This window comes from Streptococcus sp. HPH0090 (genome assembly GCF_000411475.1).
GTDB lineage: Bacteria > Bacillota > Bacilli > Lactobacillales > Streptococcaceae > Streptococcus.
Window position 1 is genome coordinate 1 of record NZ_KE150464.1, and the last position, 24,112, is coordinate 24,112.

The following is a 24,112-nucleotide window of genomic DNA, read 5'->3' on the forward strand; positions in this document are numbered from 1 at the left end:
AAAACTGACTGTGATATACTAATATAGTTGTCGCAAGCGCGACAAAGACCTTTGAAAACTGAACAAGACGAACCAATGTGCAGGGCACTATAACTTAAGGTTATAGTACTGAACAATGAAAAAACAATAAATCTGTCAGTGACAGAAATGAGTGAGAACTCAAACTTTTAATGAGAGTTTGATCCTGGCTCAGGATGAACGCTGGCGGCGTGCCTAATACATGCAAGTAGAACGCTGAAGGAGGAGCTTGCTCTTCTGGATGAGTTGCGAACGGGTGAGTAACGCGTAGGTAACCTGCCTGGTAGCGGGGGATAACTATTGGAAACGATAGCTAATACCGCATGACAACAGTTATTGCATGATAACTGTTTAAAAGGGGCAATTGCTCCACTACCAGATGGACCTGCGTTGTATTAGCTAGTTGGTGAGGTAACGGCTCACCAAGGCGACGATACATAGCCGACCTGAGAGGGTGATCGGCCACACTGGGACTGAGACACGGCCCAGACTCCTACGGGAGGCAGCAGTAGGGAATCTTCGGCAATGGACGGAAGTCTGACCGAGCAACGCCGCGTGAGTGAAGAAGGTTTTCGGATCGTAAAGCTCTGTTGTAAGAGAAGAACGAGTGTGAGAGTGGAAAGTTCACACTGTGACGGTATCTTACCAGAAAGGGACGGCTAACTACGTGCCAGCAGCCGCGGTAATACGTAGGTCCCGAGCGTTATCCGGATTTATTGGGCGTAAAGCGAGCGCAGGCGGTTAGATAAGTCTGAAGTTAAAGGCTGTGGCTTAACCATAGTACGCTTTGGAAACTGTTTAACTTGAGTGCAAGAGGGGAGAGTGGAATTCCATGTGTAGCGGTGAAATGCGTAGATATATGGAGGAACACCGGTGGCGAAAGCGGCTCTCTGGCTTGTAACTGACGCTGAGGCTCGAAAGCGTGGGGAGCAAACAGGATTAGATACCCTGGTAGTCCACGCCGTAAACGATGAGTGCTAGGTGTTAGACCCTTTCCGGGGTTTAGTGCCGTAGCTAACGCATTAAGCACTCCGCCTGGGGAGTACGACCGCAAGGTTGAAACTCAAAGGAATTGACGGGGGCCCGCACAAGCGGTGGAGCATGTGGTTTAATTCGAAGCAACGCGAAGAACCTTACCAGGTCTTGACATCCCTCTGACCGCTCTAGAGATAGAGTTTTCCTTCGGGACAGAGGTGACAGGTGGTGCATGGTTGTCGTCAGCTCGTGTCGTGAGATGTTGGGTTAAGTCCCGCAACGAGCGCAACCCCTATTGTTAGTTGCCATCATTCAGTTGGGCACTCTAGCGAGACTGCCGGTAATAAACCGGAGGAAGGTGGGGATGACGTCAAATCATCATGCCCCTTATGACCTGGGCTACACACGTGCTACAATGGCTGGTACAACGAGTCGCAAGTCGGTGACGGCAAGCTAATCTCTTAAAGCCAGTCTCAGTTCGGATTGTAGGCTGCAACTCGCCTACATGAAGTCGGAATCGCTAGTAATCGCGGATCAGCACGCCGCGGTGAATACGTTCCCGGGCCTTGTACACACCGCCCGTCACACCACGAGAGTTTGTAACACCCGAAGTCGGTGAGGTAACCATTTGGAGCCAGCCGCCTAAGGTGGGATAGATGATTGGGGTGAAGTCGTAACAAGGTAGCCGTATCGGAAGGTGCGGCTGGATCACCTCCTTTCTAAGGATAAGGAATGCACATTGGTCTTGTTTAGTCTTGAGAGGTCTTGTGGGGCCTTAGCTCAGCTGGGAGAGCGCCTGCTTTGCACGCAGGAGGTCAGCGGTTCGATCCCGCTAGGCTCCATTGGTGAGAGATCACCAAGTAATGCACATTGAAAATTGAATATCTATATCAAATAGTAACAAGAAAATAAACCGAAACGCTGTAGTATTAAAAGAGTTTATGACTGAAAGGTCAAAAATAAGGTTAAGTTAATAAGGGCGCACGGTGGATGCCTTGGCACTAGGAGCCGAAGAAGGACGTGACAAACGACGATATGCCTTGGGTAGCTGTAAGTAAGCGATGATCCAGGGATTTCCGAATGGGGGAACCCAACAGGTACTACCTGTTACCCATATCTGTTAAGGATATGAGGAGGAAGACGCAGTGAACTGAAACATCTAAGTAGCTGCAGGAAGAGAAAGCAAAAGCGATTGCCTTAGTAGCGGCGAGCGAAACGGCAGGAGGGCAAACCGAAGAGTTTACTCTTCGGGGTTGTAGGACTGCAATGTGGACTCAAAGATTATAGAAGAATGATATGGGAAGATCAGCCAAAGAGAGTGAGAGCCTCGTATTCAAAATAGTCTTTGTACCTAGCAGTATCCTGAGTACGGCGGGACACGTGAAATCCCGTCGGAATCTGGGAGGACCATCTCCCAACCCTAAATACTCCCTAGTGACCGATAGTGAACCAGTACCGTGAGGGAAAGGTGAAAAGCACCCCGGGAGGGGAGTGAAATAGAACCTGAAACCGTGTGCCTACAACAAGTTCGAGCCCGTTAATGGGTGAGAGCGTGCCTTTTGTAGAATGAACCGGCGAGTTACGATATGATGCGAGGTTAAGTTGAAGAGACGGAGCCGTAGGGAAACCGAGTCTGAATAGGGCGCCTTAGTATTATGTCGTAGACCCGAAACCATGTGACCTACCCATGAGCAGGTTGAAGGTGCGGTAAGACGCACTGGAGGACCGAACCAGGGCACGTTGAAAAGTGCTTGGATGACTTGTGGGTAGCGGAGAAATTCCAAACGAACTTGGAGATAGCTGGTTCTCTCCGAAATAGCTTTAGGGCTAGCGTCGACATCAAGATTCTTGGAGGTAGAGCACTGTTTGGGTGAGGGGTCCATCCCGGATTACCAATCTCAGATAAACTCCGAATGCCAATGAATTATGGTCGGCAGTCAGACTGCGAGTGCTAAGATCCGTAGTCGAAAGGGAAACAGCCCAGACCACCAGCTAAGGTCCCAAAATAATTGTTAAGTGGAAAAGGATGTGGGGTTGCACAGACAACTAGGATGTTAGCTTAGAAGCAGCTATTCATTCAAAGAGTGCGTAATAGCTCACTAGTCGAGTGACCCTGCGCCGAAAATGTACCGGGGCTAAAACAATTTACCGAAGCTGTGGATACCTTTATAGGTATGGTAGGAGAGCGTTCTATGTGTGGAGAAGGTGTACCGTGAGGAGCGCTGGAACGCATAGAAGTGAGAATGCCGGTATGAGTAGCGAAAGACAGGTGAGAATCCTGTCCACCGTAAGACTAAGGTTTCCAGGGGAAGGCTCGTCCGCCCTGGGTTAGTCGGGACCTAAGGAGAGACCGAAAGGTGTATCCGATGGACAACAGGTTGATATTCCTGTACTAGAGTATGTAGTGATGGAGGGACGCAGTAGGCTAACTAAAGCAGACGATTGGAAGAGTCTGTCTAAGCAGTGAGGTGTGAATTGAGTTAAATGCTTAGTTCTATAACATTGAGCTGTGATGGGGAGCGAAGTTTAGTAGCGAAGTTAGTGACGTCACACTGCCAAGAAAAGCTTCTAGCGTTAAACATACTCTACCCGTACCGCAAACCGACACAGGTAGTCGAGGCGAGTAGCCTCAGGTGAGCGAGAGAACTCTCGTTAAGGAACTCGGCAAAATGACCCCGTAACTTCGGGAGAAGGGGTGCTGACTTTACGTCAGCCGCAGTGAATAGGCCCAAGCAACTGTTTATCAAAAACACAGCTCTCTGCTAAATCGTAAGATGATGTATAGGGGGTGACGCCTGCCCGGTGCTGGAAGGTTAAGAGGAGTGCTTAGAGGTAACTCGAAGGTATGAATTGAAGCCCCAGTAAACGGCGGCCGTAACTATAACGGTCCTAAGGTAGCGAAATTCCTTGTCGGGTAAGTTCCGACCCGCACGAAAGGCGTAATGATTTGGGCACTGTCTCAACGAGAGACTCGGTGAAATTTTAGTACCTGTGAAGATGCAGGTTACCCGCGACAGGACGGAAAGACCCCATGGAGCTTTACTGCAGTTTGATATTGAGTGTCTGTACCACATGTACAGGATAGGTAGGAGTCTATGAGCTCGGGACGCCAGTTTCGAAGGAGACGTTGTTGGGATACTACCCTTGTGTTATGGCCACTCTAACCCGGATAGGTGATCCCTATCGGAGACAGTGTCTGACGGGCAGTTTGACTGGGGCGGTCGCCTCCTAAAAGGTAACGGAGGCGCCCAAAGGTTCCCTCAGAATGGTTGGAAATCATTCGCAGAGTGTAAAGGTATAAGGGAGCTTGACTGCGAGAGCTACAACTCGAGCAGGGACGAAAGTCGGGCTTAGTGATCCGGTGGTTCCGTATGGAAGGGCCATCGCTCAACGGATAAAAGCTACCCTGGGGATAACAGGCTTATCTCCCCCAAGAGTTCACATCGACGGGGAGGTTTGGCACCTCGATGTCGGCTCGTCGCATCCTGGGGCTGTAGTCGGTCCCAAGGGTTGGGCTGTTCGCCCATTAAAGCGGCACGCGAGCTGGGTTCAGAACGTCGTGAGACAGTTCGGTCCCTATCCGTCGCGGGCGTAGGAAATTTGAGAGGATCTGCTCCTAGTACGAGAGGACCAGAGTGGACTTACCGCTGGTGTACCAGTTGTCTTGCCAAAGGCATCGCTGGGTAGCTATGTAGGGAAGGGATAAACGCTGAAAGCATCTAAGTGTGAAACCCACCTCAAGATGAGATTTCCCATGATTTTATATCAGTAAGAGCCCTGAGAGATGATCAGGTAGATAGGTTAGAAGTGGAAGTGTGGCGACACATGTAGCGGACTAATACTAATAGCTCGAGGACTTATCCAAAGTAACTGAGAATACGAAAGCGAAAGGTTTTCTTAGTATTTGATAGATATTCAATTTTGAGTAGGTATTACTCAGAGTTAAGTGACGATAGCCTAGGAGATACACCTGTACCCATGCCGAACACAGAAGTTAAGCCCTAGAACGCCGGAAGTAGTTGGGGGTTGCCCCCTGTGAGATATGGAAGTCGCTTAGCTCTAGGGAGTTTAGCTCAGCTGGGAGAGCATCTGCCTTACAAGCAGAGGGTCAGCGGTTCGATCCCGTTAACTCCCATAGGTCCCGTAGTGTAGCGGTTATCACGTCGCCCTGTCACGGCGAAGATCGCGGGTTCGATTCCCGTCGGGACCGTAATAACGAAAGTTATTTGACTCGTTAGCTCAGTTGGTAGAGCAATTGACTTTTAATCAATGGGTCACTGGTTCGAGCCCAGTACGGGTCATATTTGCGGGTTTGGCGGAATTGGCAGACGCACCAGATTTAGGATCTGGCGCTTAACGGCGTGGGGGTTCAAGTCCCTTAACCCGCATAATAGAAATCAGCCGGCTTAGCTCAGTTGGTAGAGCATCTGATTTGTAATCAGAGGGTCGCGTGTTCAAGTCATGTAGCCGGCATTTTTTTTACTATAAGCAGAGTCGATGCGAACGTAGTTCAGTGGTAGAACACCACCTTGCCAAGGTGGGGGTCGCGGGTTCGAATCCCGTCGTTCGCTTAGAGAGGCCGGGGTGGCGGAACTGGCAGACGCACAGGACTTAAAATCCTGCGATTGGTAACGATCGTACCGGTTCGATTCCGGTCCTCGGCATATAATGATGAGCACCCTTAGCTCAACTGGATAGAGTACCTGACTACGAATCAGGCGGTTAGAGGTTCGACTCCTCTAGGGTGCATTAAACATTTAACTCGGGAAGTAGCTCAGCTTGGTAGAGTACTTGGTTTGGGACCAAGGTGTCGCAGGTTCGAATCCTGTCTTCCCGATTGATGGCGGTGTAGCTCAGCTGGCTAGAGCGTCCGGTTCATACCCGGGAGGTCGGGGGTTCGATCCCCTTCGCCGCTATAATGATCTTGTTGGACCTTTAGCTCAGCTGGTTAGAGCTCTCGGCTCATAACCGAGTGGTCGTAGGTTCAAGTCCTACAAGGTCCATTGAAATGATGGAGGATTACCCAAGTCCGGCTGAAGGGAACGGTCTTGAAAACCGTCAGGCGTGTAAAAGCGTGCGTGGGTTCGAATCCCACATCCTCCTTTATTATTAACGCGGGATGGAGCAGCTCGGTAGCTCGTCGGGCTCATAACCCGAAGGTCGTAGGTTCAAATCCTGCTCCCGCAATATTGGCTCGGTAGCTCAGTTGGTAGAGCAATGGATTGAAGCTCCATGTGTCGGCGGTTCGATTCCGTCTCGCGCCATTTTTTTATTAAGTATCATGCGGGTGTAGTTTAGTGGTAAAACTACAGCCTTCCAAGCTGTTGTCGCGAGTTCGATTCTCGTCACCCGCTTTGAACTTTGTTCAAGTACCAAGTTTTTGACTTGGGCGCGTAGCTCAGGTGGTTAGAGCGCACGCCTGATAAGCGTGAGGTCGGTGGTTCGAGTCCACTCGTGCCCATTAATAGGAGAATTACTCAAGAGGCTGAAGAGGACGGTTTGCTAAATCGTTAGGTCGGGTAACCGGCGCAAGGGTTCGAATCCCTTATTCTCCGTAATTAAAGAGCTGTAAAGATCTTTTTTTATTTTCAAAAAATTAATCTTGTAGTCTTTTATTATCCTTTCTAAAATAGTAAATTATTTGCTATAATGTAAGTGAAATCTAACATTAGTTGTTATTAACCTTAGAGGAGAAATTTATGAAATACCCCATATTTTTAGGAAGTTTTTTTGTCTTATCGTTTAGTTTCTGTTTGTTTGGTTGTAGTAATCATCATACTGAAGTTTCTAGTAAAGATTCGAATTTATCTACTACTATTCAACCTTTTACAACTATTGAGCAAACAACTGAAGTACCTAAAAAGGATTATAAAGCTTTATATAAGTCCGTATTTGATGATTATCAAAAAATTCTTTCAACGTCTAAAGATCCAACTGCAATTTCTGATCTATATAAAAGTTTGAATGTTGCTGATCGTCCAATTAATAGTTGGTCTGTTGAAAATGCGGTTTATCAAGCGGATAAGATGCACTATGTTTATACAGATCTGAACCAGGACGGTGTTGAAGAATTATTAATAGGTGTTGAACAATCTAGTGGTGATTATTTTATATCAGGTTTATATTATTTAGTGAACGAGAAACCGGTTCTTCTAGCAGAAGGATTTGTAGCTGGTCATGGTGGTGCAAGAAATTCTATGAATATCTATAAGGGTGGAGATATCCTAGAATTGAGTTGGTCCTCTGGTACTGGAGAAGGGAGAGGAGTACTTTATCATCTTAATTTAAATCCTCAAGCTGCAAGCAAACTACAAGAACAGGATATTCGAGTCCCTGGGAATAAAAGCTTGCATTCGGATTTTGGTAAGAGTGAAGCCGAATTGCTGGATATTAAACAACTTGATTGGCGGAAATTCGAAACTTCTACTAGCAGGACTATTTCTGGTGAGAAACAAAAGGCTCCTTGGAATACTAATAAATCTGCGAAATTGGAAGCCTTTATTAAAGGATGGGGAGAAAGACTTGGGCAACCCAATTACAAAAAGGGAATTTCAGGAGGAGATGTTGGTGCGGATAATCTCTATACCTTTGGAAATGGACCAAGCGAAAAAATGGATGCTGTATACACGGATACAGGTTTAGGGAACGCTAAGTATAGAATCGTAGAGCGCTATAGTAACTGGGATAAATATCCGGATGTGCACAGCTACTTCTTTGCGATAACCAATACAGGAGAAGCGATTGTCTTTCATTCACCGACAACTAATGGTGGGATTATGTACTTGAAACCAACCGAAAATACAGAAATACAAGCAGAGTTCAAACGCTTGGTTGAAGAAGAGTAATGAAAAAAGAGTTTAGCACTGGCTAAACTCTTTTTTTAAAAAAATATTATTTCGATATCGAAATAGTTGACAGATGTAATCCAGGGTGTTACAATAGTTCAAAAGGTTCGATATAGAACAAAAAGGAGACAAAATGGACAAGATGTTTGGGGGCTATCAAGCTCTACAGATTCGATTGTTAAATGGGCGTATCTTTCAAAAGTTGCTTAGCAAGGAACCAGATGCTCAATACCGAAGTGAACAGGAGAAAATTTTAACGATTTTGTGGAAGCAAGAGTTGGGGTGTGCTACTGCGACCGATATCGCTCTTGCGACGGGACTAGCGAATAATACATTGACCAGCATGGTTAAGAAATTGGAAGAACAAGGCTTGGTTACGATTCAACCTTGCACACAGGATAAAAGGAAAAAGTATATCTCTTTGACAGATCTCGGTTGGGCGCAAAAAGAAATTGGAGACCGTGTCAGTAAAGAACTGGGAGAGATTTTCTACCAAGGCTTTTCAGATCAAGAAATCCGAGAATTTGAAGCTTATCAAGCGCGTATTATCTCAAATCTAAAAGCTAAAGAAAATGAAATCTAGGGAAAGGAAGTAACAGTTATGATCGGAATTACAGGTGTAACAGGGAAATTAGGCTCCTATGTGGCTGATCTTGTCGATAAAAAAGGAATCGCTTCAGTCCATCTAGCAAGAAGCCCAGAGCGTGCAAAAGTCTACGCGTCTGCAGAAATCCGTAAAATAGTGTATGCCAATACTCCAGAGGTGGTTGAGGCCTTAAAGGATATCGATACCTTGTTGATGGTATCTGCTCGGGAAAATCCAGAGCGTGTCAAGGAGCACAAGGAGTTTTTAGATGCTGCAAAACTAGCAGGGGTGCAGCATATTGTTTATACCTCCTTTTATGGGGCAGATGAGAAGGCAACTTTTACCTTGTCTCGAGATCATGCCCAGACGGAAGCCTATATCAAGGAGTTAGGGTTCACCTACACTTTTTTGAGAGATAATTTTTACTTGGACTTTCTGATTGATATGGCGCTTGAAAATGGAGAGATTCGTGGTCCGGCTGGCAGTGGCCTTGTGTCAGCTGTTGCCCGTAAGGATACATCTAAGGTTGCAGAAGAAATTCTTTTAAATCCTAAGGAGTGGGAAAATCAAAGCCTGAATTTGACAGGACCAGAGGATCTTTCCATGGAAGAAATCGTAGCGCTTCTCTCAAAGGAGACCGGTAAGGACATCACGTATCTAGATGAATCAGTAGAAGAAGCCTATGAGTCACGAAAAAAATGGCCAGCACAAACTTGGGAGTACGATGCATGGGTCAGTACCTATACAGCGATTAAAGCTGGCGAACAGGCTGGGGTTTCAACAGATATCGAAAAAGTCCTAAGGCATCCAGCAAGCAGCCTTTTGGATATTCTTAGAGATAGAAAACTTATTGAGGAAAAAAATGATTGAATACAAACATGTAGCCTTGCGCTATACAGAAAAGGACATTTTAAAAGATGTCAATCTTCGCATTGAAAATGGAGAATTCATGGTGTTAGTGGGTCCTTCAGGATCTGGTAAGACCACCATGATCAAGATGATTAACCGTCTTTTGGAGCCGACAGATGGCAATATCTATATGGATGGGAAACGTATCAAGGACTATGATGAACGGGAGTTACGTCTCAGTACCGGCTATGTCCTTCAAGCCATTGCCCTATTTCCTAACTTGACAGTTGCGGAAAATATTGCTCTCATTCCTGAGATGAAGGGCTGGAGCAAGGAGCAAATCGCTTCTAAAACAGAAGAACTCTTGGATAAGGTTGGCCTGCCTGCTGCAGAGTATGCAAAGCGCATGCCTAGTGAATTATCTGGTGGGGAGCAACAGCGGATTGGTATTGTACGAGCTATCATTGGGGAACCAAAAATCTTGCTGATGGATGAGCCTTTTTCAGCCTTGGATGCCATCTCTCGCAAGCAGTTGCAGGCTCTTACAAAAGAATTGCACAAGGAGTTCGGTATGACGACCATCTTCGTAACACATGATACGGACGAGGCCTTAAAATTAGGGGATCGAATTGCAGTTTTGCAGGATGGAGAAATTCGCCAGGTGGCAGACTCTGAAACAATTTTACAAGCGCCTGCGACAGACTTTGTAGCAAACTTGTTTGGAGGTAGCCTTCATGTCTAATTTGATTTCAACATTTCAAGAGCGTTTTGGGGAATGGTTAACAGCCCTTGGACAACACTTGCAATTGTCTCTTTTGACCTTATTGGTTGCTATTTTTCTGACCATCCCACTTGCGGTTTATCTACATGGTCATAAAAAAGCGGCGAACTGGGTGCTACAAGTTGCGGGTATCTTCCAGACCATACCCTCAATGGCTTTGTTGGGTCTCTTTATTCCTTTCATGGGAATTGGAACCTTACCAGCCCTCACAGCCCTTGTCATTTACGCTATTTTCCCGATTTTGGAAAATACAATCACAGCCTTGAACGGCATTGATCCTAGTCTTGAGGAAGCAGGGATTGCTTTTGGAATGACCAAGTGGGAGCGACTCAAGAAGTTTGAAATTCCACTTGCAATGCCTGTCATTGTATCGGGGGTTCGTACAGCAACCGTTATGATCATTGGGACAGCAACTCTAGCCGCTCTTGTTGGAGCTGGAGGATTGGGCTCCTTTATCCTTTTGGGAATTGATCGTCGGAATGCTAGTCTCATTTTAATCGGTGCAATCTCATCAGCTATTTTGGCCATTCTCTTTAATGTTGTTCTCAAATGGTTGGAAAAGGCAAAGTTGCGTACAATTGTTGCAGCCTTTGCTGTTATGGTGCTTGGTTTGGGAGCTAGTTATGCTCCAAGCATGATTCCAAATAAAGAGAAAGAAAATCTGGTTATAGCTGGGAAGTTGGGACCTGAACCTGAGATTCTCATGAATATGTACAAGCTTCTCATTGAGGAAAATACGGATATGACGGTGACGGTCAAGCCTAACTTTGGGAAGACAGATTTCCTTTATCAAGCGCTGAAAAAGGGTGATATCGATATCTATCCAGAATTTTCTGGAACAGTGACAGAGAGTCTACTCCAACCATCTCCACAAATAGGGCATGACCCGGAAAAGGTTTACGAGGTGGCTCGTGATGGCATTGCCAAACAGGATCAACTAGCCTTTCTTAAACCCATGGCTTATCAAAATACTTATGCTATAGCAGTTCCCAAAAAAATTGCGCAAGAATATGGGCTTAAGACGATTTCAGACTTGAAAAAAGTAGAAGGACAGCTCAAGGCGGGATTCACTCTGGAGTTTAATGACCGTGAGGATGGAAACAAGGGGTTGCAGTCTGTTTATGGATTAAATCTCAATGTAGCCACTATGGAACCAGCTCTTCGCTACCAGGCTATTCAGTCAGGTGACATTCAAATTACAGATGCTTACTCAACAGATGCTGAAATTGCACGGTATGACTTGATGATTTTAGAAGATGATCAACACCTCTTCCCACCTTATCAAGGGGCTCCACTCATGAAAGCTGAGTTACTCGAAAAACATCCTGAGTTGGAAGCTGTTCTTAATAAACTAGCTGGTAAAATCACCGAGAGCCAGATGAGTCAGATGAACTATCAAGTCGGAGTAGAAGGTAAGTCTGCTGAAGAAGTAGCACGGGACTTTCTCCTTCAAGAAGGAATTCTTCAAAAATAAACGTAGAAAAGACTTTATACTAACAAAAACCCCATCTTGCTTAAGACAAGATAGGGTTTTGTATTAAATTAAAAGTAATATAAGTGTCAATAAGATAGCAAATGTAATTCTGATGATATGGTGTGACTTTTTAAAGTTGCCTTTCTGTTTGTCATTCCAATAGGCTCCGTAACAGATGAGGATAACTCCGATTATCCAAAGTAATAGAGAAATGATGGGGATAAAAATCTCAAATATAATAGGCATATAGAAATGAAGAAAAAGAGAAAGCATCGTGAGAATACTACCCATGAACATACATTTGATCCCTCTGTTAAAGTTTTTTTGAGCAATAGCTAAACCTGCTACTATCAGGTGATAGAGGGAGAAGGGCAGAGTTAGTATAAGAATGATGAGTGCAAGAAAGATAAAGGTGTACATAGGATTCTTCCTTTCATTTAGTATTTGAATCTATAGTTTTTTAGAGTTCATTTCCATTACGTCTAAGTAAAATCTCACTACTTGGTCTTCCTTATAAGATTTCCCTTTTTTGAGCCACCAGGTCAATGTTTCGATAAAGTTAGTTACAACAAAGTGCTTGAGGTAGGAAGCAGGAATATTAGGATAGGCAACTTGTAAGTCCCCTGCTACCATGGGGTAAACATGATGTTCTAGCTCTTTCTGTAATTGACGGAGGAAGTAGTCATTTTTTGAGAAAAGGAGGCTGGTGACATGGTCCTGGTTTTTCTTAAAATGTGAAAAGATATGGGACAAATAAGCTTCTGTAGATATATTTTTCTCGCGTTCAAAAAGATGATGAAAGAGATAACGGCAGAGCTCGTCTAGGAGTATTTCTTTACTTTCATAATGGCTATAAAAGGTGGAACGACCGACATCTGCTAGGTCTATTATCTCCTGAACGGTAATCGTTTCAAAGCTTTTTTTATTTAGTAATTGTAAAAAAGCAGTATAGATAGCTTTTCGTGTCTTGGTAATGCGACGATCTTGACTAGTCATATGGACACTTTGAACAAACTGTTCCGTATCTTACAAAGTAAACAGTTTGCTCCTATCCTTTCTGTAATGAATGTTAGATAATGATAGTGAACAGGATGTTCATGAATCTATTATATCAGAGGAAACAGGATTATGAAGACAAAACATGCAGTTTGGTTAGCTTTTTTCTTAAATTTGAGTTATGCTATTGTTGAGTTTATCGCAGGAGGAATTTTTGGTTCCAGTGCGGTTCTTGCTGACTCTGTCCATGATCTTGGAGATGCAATCGCAATTGGGGTATCAGCCTTTCTTGAAACTATCTCCAATCGTGAAGAAGACAGCCACTATACCTTGGGTTACAAACGATTTAGCCTTCTAGGTGCCTTGGTAACGGCTGTGATTCTCATGACAGGCTCTGTTCTGGTTATCTTAGAAAATATAACGAAACTCTTTCATCCACAACCTGTCAATGATGAGGGAATCCTCTGGCTAGGAATCATAGCGGTTAGTATCAATGTGTTGGCAAGTCTAGTAGTTCGTAAGAGAAAAACCAAGAATGAGTCTATTTTGAGCCTTCATTTTCTAGAAGATACTCTGGGGTGGGTGGCTGTTATCCTGATGGCCATTGTTCTGAGATTTAGCGACTGGTATATTCTGGATCCGCTCTTATCTCTTGTCATTTCGATCTTTATTCTCTCAAAAGCTATTCCACGTTTTTGGTCTACACTCAAGATTTTCCTAGACGCTGTGCCAGAAGGAGTGGATATCCAGCAAGTGAAGAGTGATTTGGAGCAGTTGGACCATGTGGCTAGTATCAATCAGCTAAACCTTTGGACCATGGATGGTTTGGAAAAAAACGCCATTGTTCATGTTTGTCTCAAAAAGGTGGAGCACATGGAAGTCTGTAAAGAAGCAATCCGTGCCATGCTCAAAGATTATGGCTTTCAAAACATCACCATTGAAGTTGATGCTGACCTAGTAACTCACCAAGCCCATAAGCGCAATATGGCAGACCTAAAAGAAAGCCATGATCACGATCATCATCATTGATGAGGCATAGTATAAGTGAGCGAAAGCTTGATAAAAAGTGTATACTTGAAATAAGTTAGATACAGAGAGGAAATTTTATGAAATCAGCAGTATATACAAAGGCAGGTCAGGTCGGTATCGAAGAAGTCAAGCGTCCAAGCATTCAAGAAGCAGATGATGTGATTATCCGTGTGGTACGTGCTTGTGTTTGTGGTTCGGACCTTTGGAGCTATCGTAATCCAGATATTAAAGAGGGTCACAAAAATAGTGGACACGAAGCAATTGGAATCGTTGAAGAAACTGGAAAAGCCATTACAACAGTCAAGCCCGGTGATTTTGTGATTGTGCCATTTACTCATGGCTGTGGGGAATGCGACGCATGTCGTGCTGGATTTGATGGTTCTTGTGACAATCATATTGGAAATAATCTAGGAGGAAATTTCCAAGCTGAATATCTCCGTTTCCACTTTGCCAATTGGGCACTTGTGAAAATTCCAGGGCAACCGTCTGACTACACAGAAGGGATGCTTAAGTCTCTCTTGACTCTGGCAGATGTCATGCCAACAGGCTATCATGCAGCGCGTGTGGCTAATGTGCAAAAAGGCGACAAGGTTGTCGTTATTGGGGATGGGGCTGTTGGGCAATGTGCTGTCATCGCAGCTAAGATGCGTGGAGCTTCACAAATTATCCTTATGAGTCGTCACGAAGACCGTCAAAAGATGGCCTTAGAATCAGGTGCGACAGCAGTTGTAGCAGAACGTGGTGAAGAAGGGATTGCCAAGGTGCGTGAAATTCTCGGCGGAGGAGCAGATGTCGCTCTTGAGTGTGTTGGTACAGAAGCAGCCGTTGAGCAGGCCCTTGGAGTCCTCCATAATGGAGGACGCATGGGATTTGTCGGTGTTCCACATTATAAGAATCGTACTCTTGGTTCAACCTTTATGCAAAATATCTCTGTTGCAGGTGGAGCAGCTTCTGCAACAACATACGATAAGCAATTCTTGCTCAAAGCTGTTCTTGATGGTGATATCAATCCAGGTCGTGTCTTTACTTCAAGCTATAAACTGAAAGATATCGACCAAGCTTATAAGGCTATGGATGAACGCAAGACTATTAAGTCTATGATTGTGATGGATTAAAAAAAAAGAAAAACCTAATAGGATTTGAGAATCTCTATTAGGTTTTTTTATGTTCAACTGGTGTGCTTAATGCAAGGTGCTTTCTCTTAACGTCAGTTTGGTTCCAAGCATAGTGAGACTTGGAATTTTACGGCCGTGAAGGACTTCTCTGTTCAAAATATCCATTCCTGTTCGTCCCATTTCCTCGGTGTAGACTGTGATACTGGAAAGTGGTGGGAACACTTGCTTGGTTAGAATGGTATCATTAAAGGAAATAATGCTGACGCGCTCCGGAATGCTGATGCTGGCTTCTTGAAGGGCGCGAAGGGCACCAATGGCCAAGCTATCACTGGCTGCAAAAAAAGCTTGTGGAAGTTTCTCTCCTAATTTTTCGATAGCCTCCTTCATCAAATAGTATCCAGATTGGGCAGTAAATTGACCTTGAAAAACGAATTTTTCGTTATAAATTCCCTTTTCTTGCATATAGGATTTAAAGTAATCTAAACGTTTATCTGCGATGACTTCTTCTTGGTCAGTAGTAGTTTCAAGACCGGATAAGATACCAATCTTCTTAATCCCGTGGTCTGTAAAGTAATCAACCACCTGTCTAATAGCATTATTAAAATCTGTAATGATACAGGTATGTCCAAGCGCAATTGTATCACTATCAAGAAAAACTAGAGGTTTTTGATATTCTTCAAATGAGGCAATCTGTGCTTGGCTAAATTTTCCAATACAAAGAATTCCAATGACTTCTTCGCTAAGCGTAAATGGTTGGTCGTTAAAATAACGCAAGATTTCGTAATCTAATTCTTGGGCTCTATTTTCGATTCCTAGTCGAATCTGGTAGTAGTAGAGGTCTTCTAACTCTCCTTGTTCACTAACCCATTGGATAATGGCAATCTTTTGTTTGAGTTTATGAGATTCACCAGTTTTGAGATGCTTGGTGTAACCTAGTTCTTCGGCGACGGTTAAAATACGATGTCGGGTTTCTTCTGTGACAGATAGACTCTGATCGCGATTGAGGACACGGGATACAGTTGCGATTGAAACAGAGGCTAGCTGAGCGATATCTTTGAGTGTAGCCATAATTCCCCTCCTTTTTAGGTTATTATAGCATATTTTTCTTACTTTTTACTCATAGTTTAGTAAAATATCGGTAAAAATGTTGACCAAAGCAAAACCCTTGGGTACAATAGAAGAAAACGATTACAAGGTAAACTTTTTTACCTAACAAATTGTCAAAGGAGAATTCATATGACACAACATCTTACTGCTGATGCACTTCGCAAGGACTTTCTTGCTGTTTTTGGTCAAGAAGCAGATCAAACCTTCTTCTCACCAGGCCGTATCAACTTGATTGGGGAACATACTGACTATAATGGTGGCCATGTTTTCCCAGCTGCTATTTCACTAGGAACTTATGGAGCTGCACGCAAGCGTGATGACCAAGTTTTGCGTTTCTACTCCGCAAACTTTGAGGACAAAGGCATTATCGAAGTTCCTCTGGCTGACCTTAAGTTTGAGAAAGAGCACAACTGGACCAACTATCCAAAAGGTGTCCTTCATTTCTTGCAAGAAGCTGGGCATGTGATTGATAAAGGGTTTGATTTTTATGTTTATGGGAATATCCCAAATGGTGCTGGTTTGTCATCTTCAGCTTCTTTGGAGCTATTGACAGGTGTCGTGGCAGAATACCTCTTTGACCTAAAATTGGATCGTCTAGATTTAGTAAAAATTGGGAAATTGACAGAGAATAACTTTATTGGGGTTAATTCTGGTATCATGGACCAATTTGCTATCGGTATGGGGGCAGACCAACGTGCCATTTATCTGGATACAAATAGTTTAGAATACGACTTGGTCCCACTAGATTTAAAGGACAATGTTGTTGTTATCATGAACACCAACAAACGCCGTGAACTTGCAGATTCTAAGTACAATGAACGTCGTGCTGAATGTGAAAAAGCAGTAGAAGAACTCCAAGTGGCCTTAAATATTCAAACCTTGGGTGAATTGGATGAATGGGCTTTTGATGAATACAGCTACCTGATCAAAGATGAAAATCGTTTGAAACGTGCGCGTCACGCCGTTCTTGAGAATCAACGTACGCTTAAAGCGCAAGCTGCTCTTCAAGCAGGAGATTTGGACAAGTTTGGTCGTTTGATGAATGCTTCTCATGTTTCACTTGAGCACGATTACGAAGTAACTGGTTTGGAATTAGATACCCTTGTTCATACGGCTTGGGCTCAAGAAGGTGTTCTCGGTGCTCGTATGACAGGAGCTGGCTTTGGTGGTTGTGCGATCGCCTTGGTTCAAAAGGATGCTGTTGAGTCCTTTAAAGAAGCTGTAGGCAAGCACTATGAAGAAATCGTTGGTTACGCTCCAAGTTTCTATATCGCTGAAGTGGCAGGTGGAACTCGCGTTCTTGAATAGTCAGAAGGAGGTTATCTAGTGACCTTAGTAGAAAAATTTGTGACCAAAGTCATTGCAGAAAGTAGCTTTGAAGAGTTGGATCGGATCTATCTAACCAATCGTGTTTTAGCACTGGTGGGAGATGGAGTTCTCGATGTTGAGACTGACCAAGATAACTTGATTGAACTAAAAGATCAGCTTGTCGAGGAAGCCGTTTGCATGGAAACGATTGAAGATAGTCAGACTGCGCGTGAGATTCTCGGTGCTGACCTCATGGACTTGGTAACGCCTTGTCCAAGTCAGGTTAATCGTGATTTTTGGGATACCTATGCTCAGTCACCAGAGCAGGCAATTGCGGATTTCTACCAACTCAGTCAGAAGAATGACTACATCAAACTGAAGGCTATCGCAAAGAATATTGCTTATCGTGTATCGTCTGACTACGGTGAACTTGAGATTACCATCAATCTCTCTAAGCCTGAAAAGGATCCAAAAGAGATTGCGGCAGCTAAGTTGGTCAAGTCGAGTAACTATCCTCAATGTCAGCTCTGTATGGAGAATGAAGGTTATCATGGTCGTGTCAATCATCCCGCTAGAAGCAATCACCGGATTATACGTTTTGATATTTCTGGGCAGGAGTGGGGCTTCCAGTATTCGCCTTACGCTTACTTTAATGAACACTGTATTTTCCTAGATAGCAAGCATCGTCCTATGGCCATTAGTCGCCAAAGTTTTGAACGTTTGTTAGCAATTGTGGAGCAATTTCCAGGCTACTTTGCTGGTTCAAATGCTGATTTACCAATCGTGGGTGGTTCCATCCTGACACACGATCATTATCAAGGTGGTCGTCATGTTTTCCCAATGGAAGTGGCTCCTATTCAGAAAAGCGTTACATTTGCAGGTTTTAAAACTGTCAAAGCAGGGATTGTTAAATGGCCTATGTCCGTCATTCGACTAACTTCAGATTCTAAAGAGGATTTGACAGAACTAGCGGATAAAATCTTGCTGGCTTGGCGTCAGTATTCTGACCCAAGTGTACAGGTCTTGGCAGAAAGTAATGGAACACCACACCATACCATTACACCGATAGCCCGTAAACGAGATGGGCGGTTTGAGTTGGATTTGGTCTTGCGGGACAATCAAACATCTCCAGAGCATCCAGATGGTATCTATCATCCCCACAAGGATGTCCAACATATCAAGAAGGAAAATATCGGCTTGATAGAGGTCATGGGTTTGGCAATCTTGCCACCACGCTTGAAGGAAGAAGTGGAGCAGGTAGCAGCTTACCTAGTAGGAGAAGATGTTCTAGTAGCAGATTATCACAAAGAATGGGCGGATGAATTGAAAGACTCCCATCCTGACTTGACTGACAAAGACCAAGCTCTTGAAATCGTCCAAGAATCTGTAGGTAAAATCTTCGCTCGAGTTTTGGAAGATGCAGGAGTTTACAAGCAAACAGAAGAAGGACAAGCTGCCTTTATGCGCTTTGTGGAGCAGGTTGGTATTTTACCCGAATAAGTACTTGTCTCTTGCGTAGAGTCTTGAAAAGTAGTATCATAGTGTCGTTTGAAATATCAGGAGGAACGTATGAAAGATTTTCACTTTGACGCTATATCTGCCTTTGAAAATTACGAAATTGAAAAAATGAGAGACGGTCACGTGGTGGTGACAACAAAAGTAGTGGACTCCTCACTCAACTACTATGGGAATGCCCATGGAGGTTATCTATTTACACTTTGTGATCAAATCAGTGGACTTGTAGTGATTTCGCTTGGATTAGACGGGGTGACACTCCAGTCTTCCATCAATTATCTGAAAGCTGGAAATCTAGGAGATGTTCTCACTATCAAAGGAGAATGTGTCCACCAAGGACGTACCACTTGTGTCGTCGATGTTGACATCATCAACCAAGATGGCCGAAATGTCTGCAAAGCAACCTTCACCATGTTTGTCACAGGACAACGGTCAGAAGATAGACAGGTGAGGATATAAAAGAAAAATGAGTAGGAAAAAGTATTCTACTCATTTTATTTTGTTAAAGAAGTTCCAGAGAAATATATAAGAGCAGTGAAATACCAAGCTAATGGTTATGTTTCTGTGGTATAATGATAAGTATGAATATTGAACAAACGAAAAAAGTTATTCTACAACCATTCACTAAATGGACAGGCGGTAAACGACAATTATTACCTATCATAAAAGAACTTATGCCTGAAACGTATAATGATTATTATGAACCTTTTATCGGAGGGGGGGCATTATTTTTTGATTTAGCTCCTGAAAGGGCTGTTATTAATGATTATAATGCCGAGTTAATCAACTGTTATCAACAAATTAAGGATAATCCTCAGGATTTAATTGACTTATTGAAGTATCATCAAGAAAATAATTCAAAAGATTATTACTTACAATTACGCTCAGCTGATCGTGATGATAGAATAAACAATATGTCCGATGTCCAAAGAGCTGCTCGAATTCTATATATGCTAAGAGTCGATTTTAATGGCTTATATCGAGTGAATTCTAAAAATCAATTTAATGTACCATACGGTAGCTATAAAAATCCTAAAATTGTTGATGAAGAGTTGATATCTGCTATTTCAAATTATCTAAATAAAAATCAAATAGAGATTAGAACAGGCGATTTTGAGGACGCACTCTTAGATGTTAAAGAAGGTGATTTTATCTATTTCGATCCTCCTTATATTCCATTATCTGAGACAAGCGCTTTTACATCTTATACTCATGAAGGTTTTTCTTATGAGGACCAAGTTAGATTAAGAGATACATTTAGGAGACTAAGTGATGCAGGCGCTTATGTAATGTTATCAAATTCATCGAGTCATTTAGTAGAGGAATTATATCGAGATTTTAATATCCATTATGTAGAGGCCACACGAACAAATGGAGCTAAATCTTCCAGTCGAGGAAAAATATCTGAAATTATAGTCACAAATTATGAAAATTAACGAATATAAGTATGGGGGTGTTTTAATGACAAAACCATACTATAATAAAGACAAAATGATTCTTGTTCATGCAGATACGTTTAAATTATTATCAAAAATGAAACCAGAGAGTATGGATATGATCTTTGCTGACCCGCCATATTTTTTAAGTAATGGTGGGATATCAAATTCGGGGGGACAAGTTGTTTCCGTTGATAAAGGAGATTGGGACAAGATCTCTTCATTTGAGGAAAAGCATGAGTTCAACCGCAAATGGATTCGTTTAGCAAAAGAAGTTTTGAAGCCTAATGGGACTATATGGATTTCAGGGAGTTTGCATAATATTTACTCAGTTGGAATGGCATTAGAGCAAGAAGGTTTTAAAATTCTAAATAATATTACTTGGCAGAAAACAAACCCTGCACCCAATTTATCCTGTCGTTATTTTACTCATTCTACTGAAACTATTTTATGGGCAAGAAAAAATGATAAAAAAGCTCGTCATTATTACAATTACGATTTGATGAAAGAGCTAAATGATGGTAAGCAAATGAAAGATGTTTGGACAGGAGCCTTGACGAAAAAAGCTGAGAAATGGGCCGGCAAGCATCCAACACAAAAACCAGAATATTTATTGGAACGTATAATTTTGGCTTCTACTAAAGAAGGGGACTATATTTTAGACCCGTTTGTAGGAAGTGGAACAACTGGAGTAGTTGCTAAACGCTTAGGTAGAAGGTTTATAGGTATCGATGCTGAAAAAGAATATTTAAAAATTGCAAAGAAGAGGTTGGAGGCATAGAGAAGTGTTAGAGTTAGGTGAGTACGCAACTTATAAAGATTTTGGTCTTGATCTTATTAAGTGTTTAGAGCATTCTGGTTTTTCCGAGTCAATTAAAGAGGGAGAGAAAGCTAAATCTAGAACCCTCACAACACCTCAAGATATAACGTTGATATTTTATGGATATAAGGCAACGAATGCGGGGACAATAAAACGATTAAAAAGAAACTCTTACGATTGTTTAGTGAGATTTAACGAAGAAGATGTAAGTTTTATAACAATCTGTAAGGAAATAATAGAAAAATGTCATATTGGAAAATTTCCTGTTGAACTCATAAAGAATATTGTATATATTGTCTTGAGGTCAATTTCGCAAAGGCCATTAACAACAATAGAATCTACAATTTCAGATTATTTATTAATTGAAAACCAATTAATAAAAATTAATAGTCCTTTATATAATGACAGATGTTTATCATCAGAAGAAATTCATAATGGTATTAAAAAGCTAAGAAGTGTATTGGATTCATTGGATGATGTTGGAAAATTTTCATTTCAAGAAATTATAAATATAATAAGTTATATTGCAATTATTGAGGAATTTAATTACCCTAAAATTGAGGGAGATACCAAATATAGAGGACGCTCAGATTGTTTTGGTAGGTATATTGAAGTTCTATTTGGTGATATGGATGAACTAAGTAGACATATTTCTGAGGAATCTTTTTCTGTAGGTGCGAATTTTACTCATGATCAAAGATACCAAAATTATTATTTAACTGAATATATAGAAATGGATAGGCTTGAGCTGAGCAATCAAGGTAAATATTTTTAAGAAAGGAATCTTAATGAATCTATTAAATTATTATAATTTATCGTCAGAGGAACGATTGGAAGAATTTCTTTCAACGCTTTCAATTACCAATAGAACTCCAGAGTACTATGTGAATTGGAAGAAAGTTGACCGTGAGACAAAGAAGTATGAACTAGAGTTGAATACTTTAAACTACTTAATTGGTAAAGATGATATTTATATAGAAGCTCTTGACCTGTTCACTAAACAACCTAATTTGTTAAAAGCAATTCCTAGCCTAATTGCAAGTCGTGATAGAGTTTTAGATATTCTTACAATAGACAATGATGATAATATGTCTTTTGAGCAATTGAATTTCAAAACGATAGATGCTAGCAGAATTGATGATTACATGAAATTTATTGAGCAATCTGGTTTACTAATGTTTTTACAACACCATGCGAATCGTTCATTAGTTGATTATGTTTATGGAGTAGAGACTGGACTGGATAGCAATGCACGAAAAAACAGAAGTGGTACCACTATGGAAGGTATTTTAGAACGACATATCTCAAAGATTGCTCAAGAACAAAATTTAGAGTGGAAAGCTCAAGCAACAGCTCAATTTATCAAGGAAAAGTGGGGGGTTACAGTACCAGTAGATAAATCTGAAAGACGATTTGACGTTGCAGTTTATTCTAAAGAAAATCATAAGGTTTGGTTGATTGAAACAAATTATTATGGTGGAGGAGGAAGTAAGTTAAAAGCAGTAGCCGGAGAATTTACTGAACTTAGTCAATTTGTTGTTAAATCAGATGATGATGTAGAATTTGTCTGGGTTACGGATGGTCAAGGATGGAAAACTGCACACTTACCATTAGCAGAAGCATTTAGTCATATTACTAATGTGTTTAACTTAGAAATGTTGAGAGAAGGATTTTTATCTGAATTGTTTCAACAATAGACTTGTTGAACTTTAAAATTAGGTAAGTGACAAAAGAAATAAGAAAAAGAGGCAAACGCCTCTTTTTTTATTACTTTCCCACTCTAATGCTTTATTATTCTATTCACTAAATCTTAAAAAATAGCCATCTGGGTCTAAAACTGCAAATTCATGAGGATAGATATATTGTTCACCAACTCGAAATTCTCTTTTAGTCAAAGGACGATAGATGGGATAGTTGGCTTCCAGCAGTTTTTGGTGGAGCTGAGGGACATCCTTGATACCAAAGGAAATATTGACACCACGCCCGAAAGGATAAGTCAGTTGGGATAATTCTTCTGCGTTGCCTTCTTCTAGCATAAGTTGGCAATCTTCAAGAGACAGGAAGAGAAATTTTTCTTCTGGTCGCTCATATTTGATTGTAAAACCCAGTAAATCGCAGTAGAAGGAACGAGACTGTTCTATATTTGAGACCATAAACTCGGGAATAACTGCATTGTAGTCCATAAATAAAATCCTTACAATTTAATCTCCAAGACAATCGGTGTATGGTCTTGGCGTGCTCCTGAGTCAATCATGTCTGACTTGGTAACCTTGTCAGCGACACGATTACTTGTGAGCCAGTAGTCGATTCTCCAGCCTGTATTGTTGATTTTTGAAGTTTTGCTGCGTTGTGCCCACCAAGTATAGCGTTCTGGCACATCGCCATGGATATGGCGGAAGGTATCTGTAAATCCTTTGGCTAAAAGGTTTGTAAATCCTTCACGTTCTTCGTCTGTAAATCCTGGTGAACGGCGGTTGCTGGCTGGGTTGGCAAGGTCAATTTCCTTGTGGGCAACGTTGTAGTCTCCGGTTGCTAGGACAGGTTTTTGTTTGTCTAGTTGAGCCAAGTACTCTGCATATTTGATATCCCAGACTTGACGTTCTTCCAAGCGTTTGAGGCCATCACCAGCGTTTGGTGTGTAGACCTGAGTCACGAAACATTTATCAAATTCTAGGGTGATGATGCGGCCTTCAGAGTCCATGGTAGAAGGTGCACCGATTTCTGGGAAGCTGATAGTTGGAGTGAGTTCTTTCTTATAGAGAAACATAGTTCCAGCATAACCTTTACGAGCAGGCTCTTGAGAAGAGCGCCAAGTATTTTCATACCCTGGAAAGAGTTCTTCGAGAACTTCCAGATGTTTTTTTGTAGGACCCTTGGCAGAAAGTTTGGTTTCTTGGATAGCGATAATATCGGCATTTTCAGCAACCAATGTTTGAAGGACGTCTTGTGATAATTTCGCACGCGCAGAATCGCTCGTGAGTGCAGCGTTTAGGGAATCAATATTCCATGAGATCAGTTTCATAATGTTTACCTTTTCATTCAGATTATAGACAATATTATACCAGAAAAAGAAGGAATTCCCCAGCGTATAGTTTGAAAAATCAAGGTCATTCCTATATAATAAAGAATGATTTATGTAAAAGATTGAAAATAAATGAAATGTTACTCCTTTGAGTATCTTTATCGCTGAATATGACAAAGTTTAAGTTAGTGTCATCACCTATGAATAGGAAAAACCTGAGGTAGTCGCCTCAGGTT

General features: G+C 42.1%; 18 protein-coding genes, 18 tRNA genes and 3 rRNA genes. 35 read left to right on the plus strand and 4 right to left on the minus strand.

The window, feature by feature from the left end; all coding sequences use genetic code 11:
• Positions 1-166: 166 nt before the first annotated feature.
• The 26 genes from HMPREF1481_RS01970 to HMPREF1481_RS02095 all read left to right on the plus strand — a co-directional run bounded on the left by HMPREF1481_RS01970 (position 167) and on the right by HMPREF1481_RS02095 (position 11,528).
• Positions 167-1,712, plus strand: a 16S ribosomal RNA gene (locus HMPREF1481_RS01970).
• Between the two features lie 50 nt (positions 1,713-1,762).
• Positions 1,763-1,835 (plus strand) — tRNA-Ala (locus HMPREF1481_RS01975).
• A gap of 121 nt (positions 1,836-1,956) precedes the next feature.
• Positions 1,957-4,858: ribosomal RNA gene (locus HMPREF1481_RS01980) — 23S ribosomal RNA — on the plus strand.
• Between the two features lie 77 nt (positions 4,859-4,935).
• A 5S ribosomal RNA gene (rrf, locus tag HMPREF1481_RS01985) occupies positions 4,936-5,051 on the plus strand.
• The 16S, 23S and 5S rRNA genes sit together here with 18 tRNA genes alongside, the layout of an rRNA operon.
• 4 nt (positions 5,052-5,055) lie before the next feature.
• Positions 5,056-5,128 (plus strand) — tRNA-Val (locus HMPREF1481_RS01990).
• A gap of 2 nt (positions 5,129-5,130) precedes the next feature.
• Positions 5,131-5,203 (plus strand) — tRNA-Asp (locus tag HMPREF1481_RS01995).
• Positions 5,204-5,221: 18 nt separating this feature from the next.
• Positions 5,222-5,294, plus strand: a tRNA-Lys gene (locus HMPREF1481_RS02000).
• Positions 5,295-5,299: 5 nt separating this feature from the next.
• Positions 5,300-5,381 (plus strand) — tRNA-Leu (locus tag HMPREF1481_RS02005).
• Positions 5,382-5,393: 12 nt separating this feature from the next.
• Positions 5,394-5,466: transfer RNA gene (locus HMPREF1481_RS02010), tRNA-Thr, on the plus strand.
• Positions 5,467-5,492: 26 nt separating this feature from the next.
• Positions 5,493-5,564, plus strand: a tRNA-Gly gene (locus tag HMPREF1481_RS02015).
• 7 nt (positions 5,565-5,571) lie between these two features.
• Positions 5,572-5,657: transfer RNA gene (locus tag HMPREF1481_RS02020), tRNA-Leu, on the plus strand.
• Positions 5,658-5,668: 11 nt separating this feature from the next.
• Positions 5,669-5,742: transfer RNA gene (locus HMPREF1481_RS02025), tRNA-Arg, on the plus strand.
• 14 nt (positions 5,743-5,756) lie between these two features.
• Positions 5,757-5,830: transfer RNA gene (locus tag HMPREF1481_RS02030), tRNA-Pro, on the plus strand.
• A gap of 5 nt (positions 5,831-5,835) precedes the next feature.
• A tRNA-Met gene (locus tag HMPREF1481_RS02035) sits at positions 5,836-5,909 on the plus strand.
• Between the two features lie 13 nt (positions 5,910-5,922).
• Positions 5,923-5,996: transfer RNA gene (locus HMPREF1481_RS02040), tRNA-Ile, on the plus strand.
• Between the two features lie 10 nt (positions 5,997-6,006).
• Positions 6,007-6,096, plus strand: a tRNA-Ser gene (locus HMPREF1481_RS02045).
• A gap of 10 nt (positions 6,097-6,106) precedes the next feature.
• Positions 6,107-6,180: transfer RNA gene (locus HMPREF1481_RS02050), tRNA-Met, on the plus strand.
• Between the two features lie 4 nt (positions 6,181-6,184).
• Positions 6,185-6,257: transfer RNA gene (locus HMPREF1481_RS02055), tRNA-Phe, on the plus strand.
• A 19-nt stretch (positions 6,258-6,276) separates the two neighbouring features.
• Positions 6,277-6,347 (plus strand) — tRNA-Gly (locus tag HMPREF1481_RS02060).
• A 33-nt stretch (positions 6,348-6,380) separates the two neighbouring features.
• Positions 6,381-6,454: transfer RNA gene (locus tag HMPREF1481_RS02065), tRNA-Ile, on the plus strand.
• 6 nt (positions 6,455-6,460) lie between these two features.
• A tRNA-Ser gene (locus HMPREF1481_RS02070) sits at positions 6,461-6,548 on the plus strand.
• Positions 6,549-6,692: 144 nt separating this feature from the next.
• Positions 6,693-7,838 carry a DUF4767 domain-containing protein gene (locus HMPREF1481_RS02075; RefSeq protein ID WP_016465452.1) on the plus strand — a complete coding sequence of 382 codons (1,146 nt, stop codon included), beginning with the start codon at positions 6,693-6,695 and terminating at the stop codon, positions 7,836-7,838.
• Between the two features lie 133 nt (positions 7,839-7,971).
• On the plus strand, positions 7,972-8,421 hold the full coding sequence (locus HMPREF1481_RS02080; RefSeq protein WP_016465453.1) for a MarR family winged helix-turn-helix transcriptional regulator: 450 nt from the start codon (positions 7,972-7,974) through the stop codon (positions 8,419-8,421).
• A gap of 18 nt (positions 8,422-8,439) precedes the next feature.
• Positions 8,440-9,294, plus strand: coding sequence for an SDR family oxidoreductase (locus HMPREF1481_RS02085; protein WP_016465454.1), 855 nt, complete (start codon positions 8,440-8,442; stop codon positions 9,292-9,294).
• Complete coding sequence (locus HMPREF1481_RS02090; protein ID WP_016465455.1) at positions 9,287-10,015, plus strand: ATP-binding cassette domain-containing protein; 729 nt, start codon at positions 9,287-9,289, stop codon at positions 10,013-10,015. The genes HMPREF1481_RS02085 and HMPREF1481_RS02090 overlap by 8 nt, the downstream gene beginning before the upstream one ends.
• Positions 10,008-11,528: an ABC transporter permease/substrate-binding protein gene (locus HMPREF1481_RS02095; RefSeq protein ID WP_016465456.1), complete on the plus strand. Its 1,521-nt coding sequence runs from the start codon at positions 10,008-10,010 to the stop codon at positions 11,526-11,528. The genes HMPREF1481_RS02090 and HMPREF1481_RS02095 overlap by 8 nt, the downstream gene beginning before the upstream one ends.
• Before the next feature lie 450 nt (positions 11,529-11,978).
• Here the strand turns inward: HMPREF1481_RS02095 and HMPREF1481_RS02105 are convergent, their stop codons facing one another.
• A complete protein-coding gene (locus HMPREF1481_RS02105; protein ID WP_016465458.1) occupies positions 11,979-12,524 on the minus strand; it encodes a TetR/AcrR family transcriptional regulator in 546 nt (181 codons plus the stop codon).
• A gap of 132 nt (positions 12,525-12,656) precedes the next feature.
• Here HMPREF1481_RS02105 and HMPREF1481_RS02110 point away from each other — a divergent pair, with 132 nt between their 5' ends.
• Positions 12,657-13,553, plus strand: a complete 897-nt coding sequence (locus tag HMPREF1481_RS02110; protein WP_016465459.1) for a cation diffusion facilitator family transporter — start codon at positions 12,657-12,659, stop codon at positions 13,551-13,553.
• 77 nt (positions 13,554-13,630) lie between these two features.
• A complete protein-coding gene (locus tag HMPREF1481_RS02115) occupies positions 13,631-14,668 on the plus strand; it encodes a zinc-binding dehydrogenase (protein WP_016465460.1) in 1,038 nt (345 codons plus the stop codon).
• Positions 14,669-14,734: 66 nt separating this feature from the next.
• Here the strand turns inward: HMPREF1481_RS02115 and HMPREF1481_RS02120 are convergent, their stop codons facing one another.
• Complete coding sequence (locus HMPREF1481_RS02120; RefSeq protein ID WP_016465461.1) at positions 14,735-15,736, minus strand: LacI family DNA-binding transcriptional regulator; 1,002 nt, start codon at positions 15,734-15,736, stop codon at positions 14,735-14,737.
• Between the two features lie 168 nt (positions 15,737-15,904).
• Here HMPREF1481_RS02120 and HMPREF1481_RS02125 point away from each other — a divergent pair, with 168 nt between their 5' ends.
• The 7 genes from HMPREF1481_RS02125 to HMPREF1481_RS02155 all read left to right on the plus strand — a co-directional run bounded on the left by HMPREF1481_RS02125 (position 15,905) and on the right by HMPREF1481_RS02155 (position 22,551).
• Entirely contained in the window at positions 15,905-17,083 is a 1,179-nt protein-coding gene (locus HMPREF1481_RS02125) for a galactokinase (protein ID WP_016465462.1), read from the plus strand.
• Positions 17,084-17,101: 18 nt separating this feature from the next.
• The gene (locus tag HMPREF1481_RS02130) at positions 17,102-18,583 is read left to right on the plus strand and encodes a UDP-glucose--hexose-1-phosphate uridylyltransferase (RefSeq protein ID WP_016465463.1); all 1,482 of its coding nucleotides are present in this window, start codon (positions 17,102-17,104) and stop codon (positions 18,581-18,583) included.
• Between the two features lie 69 nt (positions 18,584-18,652).
• Positions 18,653-19,057 carry a PaaI family thioesterase gene (locus tag HMPREF1481_RS02135; protein WP_006152721.1) on the plus strand — a complete coding sequence of 135 codons (405 nt, stop codon included), beginning with the start codon at positions 18,653-18,655 and terminating at the stop codon, positions 19,055-19,057.
• Between the two features lie 122 nt (positions 19,058-19,179).
• Positions 19,180-20,034 carry a DNA adenine methylase gene (locus tag HMPREF1481_RS02140; protein ID WP_025173245.1) on the plus strand — a complete coding sequence of 285 codons (855 nt, stop codon included), beginning with the start codon at positions 19,180-19,182 and terminating at the stop codon, positions 20,032-20,034.
• Between the two features lie 25 nt (positions 20,035-20,059).
• The gene (locus tag HMPREF1481_RS02145; RefSeq protein WP_025173246.1) at positions 20,060-20,815 is read left to right on the plus strand and encodes a DNA-methyltransferase; all 756 of its coding nucleotides are present in this window, start codon (positions 20,060-20,062) and stop codon (positions 20,813-20,815) included.
• 4 nt (positions 20,816-20,819) lie between these two features.
• A complete protein-coding gene (locus tag HMPREF1481_RS02150; protein ID WP_016465466.1) occupies positions 20,820-21,629 on the plus strand; it encodes a hypothetical protein in 810 nt (269 codons plus the stop codon).
• 13 nt (positions 21,630-21,642) lie between these two features.
• Complete coding sequence (locus HMPREF1481_RS02155) at positions 21,643-22,551, plus strand: type II restriction endonuclease (protein ID WP_016465467.1); 909 nt, start codon at positions 21,643-21,645, stop codon at positions 22,549-22,551.
• A 99-nt stretch (positions 22,552-22,650) separates the two neighbouring features.
• Here the strand turns inward: HMPREF1481_RS02155 and HMPREF1481_RS02160 are convergent, their stop codons facing one another.
• Together HMPREF1481_RS02160 and HMPREF1481_RS02165 are read right to left on the minus strand one after the other, a co-directional pair.
• A complete protein-coding gene (locus HMPREF1481_RS02160; protein WP_016465468.1) occupies positions 22,651-23,037 on the minus strand; it encodes a bleomycin resistance protein in 387 nt (128 codons plus the stop codon).
• Positions 23,038-23,048: 11 nt separating this feature from the next.
• A complete protein-coding gene (locus HMPREF1481_RS02165; protein ID WP_016465469.1) occupies positions 23,049-23,876 on the minus strand; it encodes an exodeoxyribonuclease III in 828 nt (275 codons plus the stop codon).
• Between the last annotated feature and the right edge of the window lie 236 nt (positions 23,877-24,112).